We start from the raw sequence: 10140 nt of genomic DNA, 5'->3' as shown, positions 1-10140 counted from the left end.
GTTTGGAGGGAGGTCGGTGGGGGTTCTGGGTGGGCTGAGGCCCCTAACGGCGCTCGCAGCTTGTGCCGGTCCAGCGCCCGCCCCGGCTTTGGCACTCCCGCAGCAGGTTCTCCTCCGGGGCCCGGATAGCTGCCAGCACCAGGCCGGCCGGGTAGCCTCCGGCCCCCGCTCCCGGGCCCAGCTCGAGCCGGGAGAGGCTTAGGGTTTCCCGGTTGCTGGGAACCTGGACGCTGATGTAGCCCTTGCCGTTCCAGATGTAGACCACGCTTCGAATGACCCGTCCCCCAGGCCGGTAGGGGGGGTTGACGCGCAATTCTATCTCTAGGGGCTTTAGGAAGCTGGTGGCGCCGGAGGAGAGCCGGTAGATGCCCACCACCTCTCGCTCGGGTAGGGTTTGGATGAAAAAGACCTCGTCCTGGGGAGGAGAGGTAGGCACTGCTTGGAGCCGCTCGAGGCGGAAACGCACCGGGGTGTGAAGGGCCCCTGGGGGTACCCATACCTGGATGCCGGGTATTCGCAGGGCTCCGCCCTCCGGCCCGATGCGCCGCTCGTCCACCTGGGCCCCTTGCCCAAGGCTCCACCCGACCAAAGCGCCCAGCACCAGAAAAAACCGCAACATACTGCTTGAGGTTAACCCAAACAACTCTGAGAAAGTCCAGGCCGGACCTACCTTTTACCTGCGCCAAAGCGCCACAGACCCAGGTAGAAGACCACCAGCCCTAAGCAAACCAAGGCCCCTCCCAAAAATGGACCCCTGGGCCCCAGCCAGTCCCAGAGGAATCCTCCCACCGCGGGCCCCGTGGCGGCGCCAAGCCCCTCCACCACCATCAGCGAACCCCAGATGGCTGCGCGGTTCTCCACCGGCAGCAGCCGGACCAAAAAAGCGTTCCAACTCGGCACAAAGGTGGCGAAGGCCGCACCACCCAGCAGGCAGAGGCCTAAGAACTGGCCGTAGGTGGGCCTTTGTGCGATGAGCAAGAAGACCATGGCCAACACTCCAAGGCTGCCCACCAGGGGCAGGAGCGGCCCTCGGCGGTCGGGCAGGCGGCCGAGAAAGCCGGCGCTCACAAAGGCCACTGCAGCCCCCAGGCCAATGGCCAGGTAAAGCTGCCACTCGGTAAAGAGGAGCACATTAAAGGTGAACTTGAGGATCACCAGGTTGAACAGGTTTTGCAAGAAGGTCTGGGCGAAGGCCACCGGTACGACTACCAGGATGGGCAGGAGCTGGCTCAGGCGAAACCCCTGCTTGGGGATGGGCTCGCGGACGCGCAGGTTGGCCAGGCCGAGGAGGGTGGCTAGCCCCAAGGCGACCATGAGCATGTAGCCGCCAGTTCCGGGGAGGTTGCGGGTGAAAAAGGTTCCCAAGACCCAGCCCAGGCCTATCCATGGCATTACCAGGAAGTGGGCGTAGGCCATGGCCCGGCCTTCCCGGCCGGGCACCGCGACCCGGCTGGAGTAGGTCAGGTAACCCGGCTGGAGCGCAGAGATGGCTACCCCCCAGACCAGGGTGCTGCCCAGGAGAAGCCAGCCATTGGGGTAGGAAACGGTTCCAATCACCGTGATTAGGCCCACCAACCCAGCGAAGGCCGCGACCACGCCAAACCCAAGCCGCTGCACGAGGTAGCCGCCCAGCCCCCGGCTAAAGGCCTCGGCCAAGGAGTGCACCACCCAGGCCAGCCCAATCAGGCTCAAGCTTAGGCCCAGCTCCTTGGAGGAAAAGGGCAGGAAGACCCAAAAGAACGCCGAGCGGCTCATCTCTGTGAGGCCCAACGTGCAAAGAATGCCCGCAAACTGCGCGAGGGCCTTTTGTTTCCAAGGGAGCTTTTCTAAAAGGCTCATAACGGGCCGGACTACCGCGGGCTGCTTGCCCTGGCGCGCTTTCCCACCAAAAAGGACATAGGAGCACGGCCGGGGCCTATTCTACCAGGCTCAGCTCGCGCACGGCCTTTTAGGAAAGGAATTTTTGGAGCGCCCGCGGCCTGCTTTTACACCTAGCCTTTGGTAGGGGGCGGTGAGATTAATGGTTGGCAGGAGGGGGGTTTCGGAAGCCCTCTAGCCATCCTTTTGCGATGATGTGGATTCCTCGCCATCCCCGAACGCGCAGCCTGGCCAGGAATACCCCCAGGCTGTTGAGGACCCAGAACGCCTTCCCAAGCGGCCCGAAAGCGTCCGAGCGTACCAGCCAGGCCCGGTTGCGGGCCTCTAGGTAAAATTGCTCATCCGTGGAGCTTATGGCCGAACTGAACGGGTTGCGGGTTTTATGGACCACCAAGCTATCCTTGACCAAAAAGCCCAGACCTCGCCGAAGAATCCTTCCCGAGTACTCCAGGTCGTCGTTCCAAAGAAAGTATTCCTTCGTGGGCAGAGGATACTTTCGGGCCGCGACCTGGCTTACCAGCATTGAGGCATAGGTACCAAAGCGGATTGGGACGAGCCTGTGCTTCCAAGCCCTAAGCAGCAGAAGGGGGCGCCGAAGATCGGGCCAGGGGATGCCCATTGGGTGGGTTCGCCCATCCAGCCAGACCAGGTGGCTGAGGAGTAGGTCCGGGGTTTTGCCCAGGCACAGCGCGCGTTCCAACCCGTTCACGAGCTTTTGCAAGCTGTCTGGTTTTGGATGGGCGTCGTCGTCCAGGAGCCATATCCAGTCGTAATCCAGTTCGCGGGCGATGGCCAGACCATGGTGGAATCCCCCTGCCGCCCCTAGGTTTTCTGAGAGCCGCACATATTCGACTTGGGGGAATTGCTGCGCCACCATCCCTTGAGTGCCGTCGGTGGAAGCGTTGTCTATGACCAAGATGCGGTCCACAGGGTGGTTTTGCCCTAGAAGGCAGTTCAGGCACTCCTTCAGCAAGTTCTTACGGTTGTGGGTGACCACCAGGGCCAGAATGGTAGGGGACATAGCGTCTATCTTGTCAGTGCCGTGCGAATCTCACGGGCAATTGTTGGTAAGGCTCCCTTTGGCCCGTTGCGCTCCAGACCTTCCTGCTGGGCCTCCTGGCGGGCCTTTTCGTCGTTTAGGAAGACCCGCACCGCCTCGGCCACCTTTTCAGGGTGAGCCTCCACCAGCCGCAGGGCCTTTCCGAGGAGCCGGCTTTGCCGCAGGGCGTTGGGGTAGATGTACTGGGGCCCCGGCGTGGGGAAGGCCACCACCGGGAGGCCCATCCCGGCGGCCTGCTCGTTGGCCGTACCGGCCGTGCCTACCGCCACATAGCCCACGTGCAGGATGGCCGAAAAAGCGTTTCGCAACAGCCAGACCTGCTGGGAGTCTCGCTGGGCCACGGCGGTTTGGTCGTCCATCAAGTGCAAGGACCAGCCCTCGGCCAGGGGCACCTGGGAAAAATCGCCCGCCCAAGCCACCAGGGGCTGTAATTCAGGTAGAAGGGCGGCAGCCTGCAGCATCAGGGGCAGACTGAAGCGCACATCGGCCCGGGTGCCCGGCAGCAGCACCAGCACCCTGCGCCCGTCCAGCACCCCTTCTAGCTCGCGCTCGGGGGGCCCTAGGGTGTCCATGGCCATTCCCCCCACAAAGCGGGCCTTGTGCATGCCCAGCCTCTTGGCCCGCTCCTCGCTGGGTTTGTCCCGAACGTAGACCGCCTGCACAAAGCGGTGCATCCAGCGCTCGTAGAACATGTAGTCCTCGGCGGCGAACTGGTTGGGCTGTTTGAGCCGTTCCCAGACGCTTCGGCCGTCCCAGTAGTAGTAGGAGACCTGGGGTTGGAGGTGGAAGAGCGGTTTTTTCCCCCAGTCTGAGGCCAACACGCCGATGGCCAGGGCGTAGGCATCGCCCACCACGGCCACCGCCCGCACCTCTTTGCGGGCGATCTGGGCAGCGCGGACTTGCCGGAGTATCTCCCAGAGGAAGCCGGCCCTGAGGTCGGCCAGCAGGTTTTCCAGGCTGTTGAAGGGGAAGCCGCCGGAGGGCATTTGGCTGCGGGGGCCCAGGATACGCTCCACGTGGCCTTCGTAGCGCTGGCCCGGCCCCACCAAGGGCAGGGCGGCCAGCCGGAGGTCCTGAAGGTGCTGGGCCAGGGTGGTTCCAATCAGGTCCTCGGCGTTCCCGCCAGAGATGATGAGGAGGTCGGTCATGGTCCGGGGGGAATGGACTTTTGCACCTCTTCCAGGGCCAGCACCACCGCTTGGGCCTGGGTTTTGAGGGGCACGTAGGCCTGGGGTCTGGCGAGGGCCAGGGTCTCGTCGGGGGGCAGGTGGATGAAGCCGGCCGGCACCCCTGGAGGCAGCCAGGCGAGGGCCAGGTACATGACCTGGTTGCACAGGTAAAGCCCCGCGCTGTTGCTCACCGTGCTCGGTATGCCCGCCTCCTTCCAGCGGGCTTGGATGGCCCGCAGGGGCAGCCGGGTGAGCAGGGCCAGTGGGCCCTCGGGTAGAACGGGGGTGCCTTGCAGGAGGTGCCCTCCGTTGTCGGGGAGGTCAAACTCGAGGAGGTTGACGGCGAGCCGCTCTAGGCAGACCAGGGGCCGGCCGGCCGCCAGGCCCAGGTGGAGCGCCACGGCCGGTTGGTGCTCCCGGTAAAGCCCCTTTAGGATGGGCCGCACCCGCTCGGTGTCCACCGGTAGGGTGGCCCGGACCAGCTCGAGCCCCCCCACCCGCTCGGGCAGCAGCGCCAGCACTGCCTGGCTGGGGTTGTGGGGGTGTTCGGCGAAGGGCTCAAAGCCGGTGACCAGGGCCTTCACGGGGCAGAGTATACCCTAGCGGTAGAGTTCCCGGGCGATGATGAGTTTTTGAATCTCGCTGGTGCCCTCGTAGATTTCGGTGACCTTGGCGTCGCGGTAGTAGCGCTCCACCCGGTAGTCGCGGTGGTAGCCATAGCCCCCCAGAATCTGCACCGCATCGCGGGTCACGCTCACCGCCACGTCGGAAGCAAAGAGCTTGGCGGTAGAGGCCTCCAGGGTGTAGCGTTCCCCCCGGTCCTTTTTGGCGGCGGCCTCGAGCACCAGCCCTCGAGCCGCGGCGATGCGGGTGTGCATCTCGGCCAGCTTGAAGCTCACCCCCTGGAATTCTCTCAGCCTCTGGCCGAACTGAAAGCGCTCGTCCGCGTACCGCCGGGCAAGCTCAAAGGCCGCCCGGGCCATGCCCACGGCCTGGGCGGCGATTCCGATGCGGCCCGAGTCTAGCCCGGCCAAGGCCTGGGCCAGCCCCCGGCCTTCCTGGCCCAGCAGGTTCTCCTCCGGGACAAAGACCCCCTCCAGCCGAACCTCGCAGGTGTGGGCGGCGTGCAGGCCCATCTTCTCCTCGGGCTGGCCAAAGCCAAGGCCTGGGCTGTCCTTCTCCACGATGAAGCTGCTGATGCCGGCCTCGCTGCGGGCCATGACCACGTAGACCTGGGCCTGTCCTCCCGAGGTGACCCAGCTTTTGACCCCGTCCAGCCGCCAGCCGCCGGGGACCCTCTGGGCGCGGGTCTTGAGCGAGGCCGGATCAGAGCCGGCATGGGGCTCGCTAAGGCAGAAGGCCCCGATCCACTCCCCTTTGGCCAGGGGCACCAGGTACTTTTTCTTCTGGGCCTCGCTGCCAAAGCGCAGGAGCATGTACTGCGGCAGGCCCGAGGTGACCGAAAGGATGACCGCCACGCTGGGGTCAGCCGCGGCGATTTCCTCCAGGGCCAGGGCCCAGGTTACCGAGTCCAGCCCGGCCCCTCCCCAGGCCTCGGGGGTGGTCATACCCAGAAGGCCGAGCTGGCCGAGCTTTCTTAGCTGGGGCCAGGGGTAGGCGCCGGTGCGGTCGTACTCGGGGGCCAGCTCCCACAGGACCTCGCGGGAGACCTGGCGCACCATCTCCAGCACCATCTTTTGCTCAGTGGTCAGCGTGGGCATGCATGTATCGTATCACGCCTTTAGTGAAGGAAAAACGATATAAAAAGCTGGGCTGGTACGATGGCAGGTGTGTTGGATCAACGGGCGCGGGTTCTGGTGGCTGCGGGCCTCAGCCTCCTCTTATTGCCCCTGGGCTTGACCCTCAACCCCGAGATGGGCCTCCTCCCCACGGGGCTGCTTTGGCTCCTGGGCACCTCGCTGGGCCTATTTCCCCTCACCTTTCGGCTCCTGCTAGGGGCCAGCGGCCTTCTGGCCCTCCTTACCGGGGCGGTTCTCTTTACCCCCTTCACGGCTCTTTTGGTCCAGGGCCTAGTGGTACGGGAGGCCCCGCGGGAAGCCGACCTGATTGTGATCCTAGGTGGGGGGATGCACTGCGGGGCGGGGGAACTCGAGGCCAGCTCCCTGGCCCGGTTGGAAAAGGGGCTGGAGCTCTGGCGCCAGGGCTACGCCCCCCGCATCACCCTCTCCGATACCGTGGGGGAGATTTTCGGCGACGCGAGGTGCCCTTCCTTAGGCAGGGTGGCCTTGGAGCGGGTGCGGGCGCTTTACGGCGCGGCGGGCCCAGAGGTCGTCCTGCTTCCGGAGATGCGCACCACCCGCACCGAGGCCCTGGCGGTGGCCGAGCTGGCCCGGACGCGGGGCTACCGCCGCATCCTTTTGGTGACCACCCCCACCCACAGCCGCCGGGCGGTGGGGGCCTTTCGCAAGCTGGGGCTGGAGGTGTGGAGTGTGCCCTCGAGCGAGCCCCGCTTTGACCTGGCCCTACCCACCCCCGCCGACCGTCTGCTGGCCCTCACCCCCATCACCCGGGAGTACCTGGGCCTGCTGAAGTACCGCCTTCAAGGTTGGCTGTGAAGGGCCTAGCGGTAGGCCTGCAACACCTCTGAGAGCCGCTCCTGGGAGGGACGCAGCCGCTCGGGTGGCAGCTGGGCCAGCGGGGTGCTCAGCCCTTCCACCTCGGCCAGGCTAGGCCGGCTGGGGTCGTAGTAGAGCAGGCCGGTGATGAATTCGCCTTCTTCCTGGGCCTGATGTAGACGGGCCAGGGCGGCCATCCGGTCGGTGGGGTCGTAGTCGGGGCCCAGATTGCGCAGCCGGATGTGTGAGCCGTCGTGGAGCTCCACTAGGCGGAACTCCCCGGGCTCGAGCGGCTCAATCACGATTTCCTCGCTGGGAGGGATGAACCCCAGCTCGTGCAGGGGTTTTTCGTGCTGGGTGCCGTAGCTGTAGCTCTTCGGACTGTCGTCCTCGTTGTTGAAGGTCACGCAGGGGCTGATGATGTCCAGCACCGCTGTGCCCCGGTGGGAGAGGGCGGCTTTCAGGAGCTCGCGCACCTGCTTGGCGTCCCCGGCAAAGCTGCGGGCCACGAAGCCGCAACCGGCCACAATGGCCTCCATGCATAGGTCTACCGGGGGAAAAGGGTTCTTCCCAGCGTACTTCAGGGTCAGGCCCTTCTCGGCGGTGGCCGAAAACTGCCCTTTGGTGAGGCCGTAGACCCCGTTGTTCTCGATGATATAGACCATCCGCAGGTTGCGCCGAAGGAGGTGCTTGAACTGGCCTAGGCCGATGCTGCCGGTGTCCCCATCCCCTGAAACCCCGATGGCCTTGAGAGTGTGGTTGGCCAAGAGGGCCCCGGTGGCCACGCTGGGCATCCGCCCGTGCAGGGCGTTGAAGCCGTGGGACATCCCCAGGAAGTAGGCCGGCGACTTGGAAGAGCAGCCGATGCCGGAGAGCTTGATAACCTCGTGGGGCCTCAGGCTGAGCTCGTAGGCCACCTGGACAATTTGGCTGGCGATGCTGTTGTGGCCGCAGCCCTTACACAGCGTGCTGGGGGCGCCGTCGTAGTCCTTTTTGCTCAGGCCCACCGTGTTGAGCCTGAGAGGGGGGTTTGTCTTGATCGGGGGGTTCTCCATAGGGACCTCCTCACATGGGGCGCTGGGCTTCCTCGGTGAGCCGGGTCATCACCCACTCCGCCGTTAGGGGCAGCCCGTCCAGGTAGGCCACCGAGCGCAGGCGGGAGGCAAACTCGGGTAGCTCGGCCTGCAAGATGCCGTGTACCTGGCCGTCGCGGTTCATCTCCACCACGCACACCTGCTCGTGGGCGGCCACGAACGCCCGCACCTCAGGGCCGATGGGCAGGGCCCGCAGCCGCAGGAAGCTGAAGGGCAGCTTCTGGGCCAGGCGGTCTTTGGCCTCCTCAATGGCGTAGCGGGTGGTGCCGTAGGCAATGACCCCCAGCCGGGCCCCAGGGGTGTGCGCCACCACCGGGGGAGGCACCAGCTGGCGGGCGGTCTCAAACTTGCGGGCCAGGCGGGCCATGATGCGCACATAGTCCTCGGCCCGCTCGCTGTACTGGGCCTCCTCGTTGTGGCCGCTGCCGCGGGTGAAGTAGGCCGCCTGGGGATGGGGGGTGCCCGGCAGGGTGCGGTAGGGGATGCCGTCGCCATCTACATCCTTGTAGCGGGCGAAGCCACCCCGGGCCTCGAGGGCCTCTGCGCTCAGCACCTTGCCCCGCTGCATGGGCCGGTCGGGGTAGGTGAAGGGTTGCCCCATCCAGTTGTTCATGCCCAGGTCTAGGTCGGAGAGCACGAAGACCGGCGTCTGGAGCTCCTCAGCCAGGTCAAAGGCCTTCCAGCCGAACTCAAAGCACTCCTCTATGGAGGAGGGGAGGAGGATGGGGTGCTTGGTGTCGCCATGGCCCAAGGTGTAGGCAAAGGCCACATCCCCCTGGCTGGTCCGGGTGGGTAGGCCGGTGCTGGGGCCCACCCGCTGGATATCCCAGATGACCGCGGGGATTTCGGCAAAGTAGCCGTAGCTCACAAACTCGGCCATCAGGCTGAGGCCGGGACCGCTGGTGGCGGTGAGGGCCCGGGCCCCGGCCCAGCCCGCCCCCATCACAATGCCCGCCGCAGCCAGCTCGTCCTCGGCCTGGACGATGGCGTAGGTGGGGTGGCCCCCTTCGTCCTTGCGCAGCTTGGCGAGGAAGGTTCGCAGGGCGTCCATAAAGCTGGTGGAGGGGGTGATGGGGTACCAGGCGGCCACGCTCACCCCACCGAAGACTGCGCCTAGGGCCCCGGCCTCGTTGCCGGTCATCAGGATGAGTCCCTCGGTCTTGTTCATGGGCTCTACGCGGTAGGGGTCCTGTTTGGTCAGGTGTTCGCTGGCCCAGGCGTGCGCCCGGCGCACCACCTCGAGGTTGTCCTCCACCAGCTTGGCCCGGTGGTCAAACTGCACCGCCAGCGCCTCTTCAATAACCGGCAGGGGCACCCCCAGCATCCAGGCCAGCACCCCCACGTAGGCCATGTTGGCCAGGTAGGACTTGCGTTTGACCGGTACCTCAATCCCGGCCACCAGCTCGGAGGCCGGCACCGGGTAGTAGATGAGGTCGTCCCGCTGGGGTAGGTTCCGCAGGTCGGTGTGGTAGAGGCAGACCCCTCCTGGGGGGAGGGTTTGTACGTCCTCCAGGGCGGTGGCGGGGTTGAAGGCCACCAGAATCTCCGGGGGTTTGCGGGCGACGTAGCCCTCATGGCTCACCCGGATGTGGTACCAGGTGGGCAGGCCCTGGATGTTGGAGGGGAAGATGTTCTTGCCGTGGACGGGTATGCCCAGCCTAAAAAAAGACCGCAACAGCGTGAGGTTTGCGGTCTGGCTCCCGGTGCCATTGGCGGTGGCGACGACAAGGGAAAAGTCGTTGACGATGGGCGGACGCGGGGCCGTTGGGGCGGCCTGCGCCCTTTCTAGAACGCTCATGGCTCCTCCTTCGGTAGGCCCAACTCTAACATCCTTTGGGGCTCTGGGGGTCCCCCGAGCCTTGCTTCCCAGGCCAGGCCTTGGTTGGCTCCTCTATCCTACCCTATGCCGGGCCCCGCGGGCGTGACCCCCGGCCCTTTTTTATGGGAAAAAAGCCACAAGCTGGGTGGTAGGCTAGGGCATGCCCTCGCTGTTGCTTCTGAACCGGGTGGGCCTACTGGATGTGCGGGCGGGCCGGCTGCTGCCGAATATGTGCGTGGTGGTGCGGGACGGGTTTATCGAGCGGGTTCAGCCTGCTGGGCTCGAGCCGCCCGAGGTCCAAGCGGAGGGGGGGGTGCGGCTCGAGCTGGGTGGCCTTACCCTTATGCCTGGCCTCATTGACGCGCATGTGCACGTGCTGGCCTGGACCGCCAACCTGCGGGAGCTCCTGAACGCCTCGCCCCACTACAACGCCCTCCGGGCGGCGGAGATCATGCGGGGGATGCTCCGGCGGGGCTTCACCACCGTCCGCGACGCGGCAGGGGCCGATTTTGGGCTCAAGCGGGCGGTGGAGGAGGGCTGGGTG

10 protein-coding genes are annotated in these 10140 nt (G+C 65.7%); 2 read left to right on the top strand and 8 right to left on the bottom strand.

Features of this window, described 5'->3' with window-relative positions:
- Positions 1-43: 43 nt before the first annotated feature.
- The 6 genes from Mlute_RS12280 to Mlute_RS12255 form a co-directional block, all read right to left on the bottom strand.
- Positions 44-619, bottom strand: a complete 576-nt coding sequence (locus tag Mlute_RS12280; protein WP_245958967.1) for a hypothetical protein — start codon at positions 617-619, stop codon at positions 44-46.
- A gap of 47 nt (positions 620-666) precedes the next feature.
- Positions 667-1839, bottom strand: coding sequence for an MFS transporter (locus tag Mlute_RS12275; protein WP_119360912.1), 1173 nt, complete (start codon positions 1837-1839; stop codon positions 667-669).
- Positions 1840-2017: 178 nt separating this feature from the next.
- The gene (locus Mlute_RS12270; RefSeq protein WP_119360911.1) at positions 2018-2899 is read right to left on the bottom strand and encodes a glycosyltransferase family 2 protein; all 882 of its coding nucleotides are present in this window, start codon (positions 2897-2899) and stop codon (positions 2018-2020) included.
- 5 nt (positions 2900-2904) lie between these two features.
- A complete protein-coding gene (locus Mlute_RS12265) occupies positions 2905-4086 on the bottom strand; it encodes a lipid-A-disaccharide synthase-related protein (protein WP_119360910.1) in 1182 nt (393 codons plus the stop codon).
- Positions 4083-4691, bottom strand: coding sequence for a pyroglutamyl-peptidase I (locus Mlute_RS12260; protein WP_245958966.1), 609 nt, complete (start codon positions 4689-4691; stop codon positions 4083-4085). The genes Mlute_RS12265 and Mlute_RS12260 overlap by 4 nt, the downstream gene beginning before the upstream one ends.
- Positions 4692-4706: 15 nt before the next feature.
- Positions 4707-5828, bottom strand: a complete 1122-nt coding sequence (locus tag Mlute_RS12255) for an acyl-CoA dehydrogenase family protein (RefSeq protein ID WP_119360909.1) — start codon at positions 5826-5828, stop codon at positions 4707-4709.
- 69 nt (positions 5829-5897) lie between these two features.
- On the opposite strand from Mlute_RS12255, the gene Mlute_RS12250 reads away from it, so the two are divergent.
- Complete coding sequence (locus Mlute_RS12250; protein ID WP_245958965.1) at positions 5898-6683, top strand: YdcF family protein; 786 nt, start codon at positions 5898-5900, stop codon at positions 6681-6683.
- A 5-nt stretch (positions 6684-6688) separates the two neighbouring features.
- On the opposite strand, the gene Mlute_RS12245 is transcribed toward Mlute_RS12250, so the two are convergent.
- Together Mlute_RS12245 and Mlute_RS12240 are read right to left on the bottom strand one after the other, a co-directional pair.
- Positions 6689-7738 (bottom strand): 2-oxoacid:ferredoxin oxidoreductase subunit beta, encoded by a 1050-nt coding sequence (locus Mlute_RS12245; protein WP_119360908.1) that lies wholly within the window; start codon positions 7736-7738, stop codon positions 6689-6691.
- Positions 7739-7748: 10 nt separating this feature from the next.
- Positions 7749-9575, bottom strand: a complete 1827-nt coding sequence (locus Mlute_RS12240) for a 2-oxoacid:acceptor oxidoreductase subunit alpha (protein ID WP_119360907.1) — start codon at positions 9573-9575, stop codon at positions 7749-7751.
- Between the two features lie 181 nt (positions 9576-9756).
- Between Mlute_RS12240 and Mlute_RS12235 the strand changes: the two genes are divergently transcribed.
- On the top strand, positions 9757-10140 hold a 384-nt coding region (locus Mlute_RS12235; protein ID WP_147371083.1), incomplete at its 3' end, for an amidohydrolase family protein.

The organism is Meiothermus luteus, assembly GCF_003574085.1.
GTDB classification, from domain to species: Bacteria; Deinococcota; Deinococci; order Deinococcales; family Thermaceae; genus Meiothermus; species Meiothermus luteus.
Note: the sequence above shows the minus strand (reverse complement) of the source record. Positions and strands in the feature narration are given on the sequence as shown.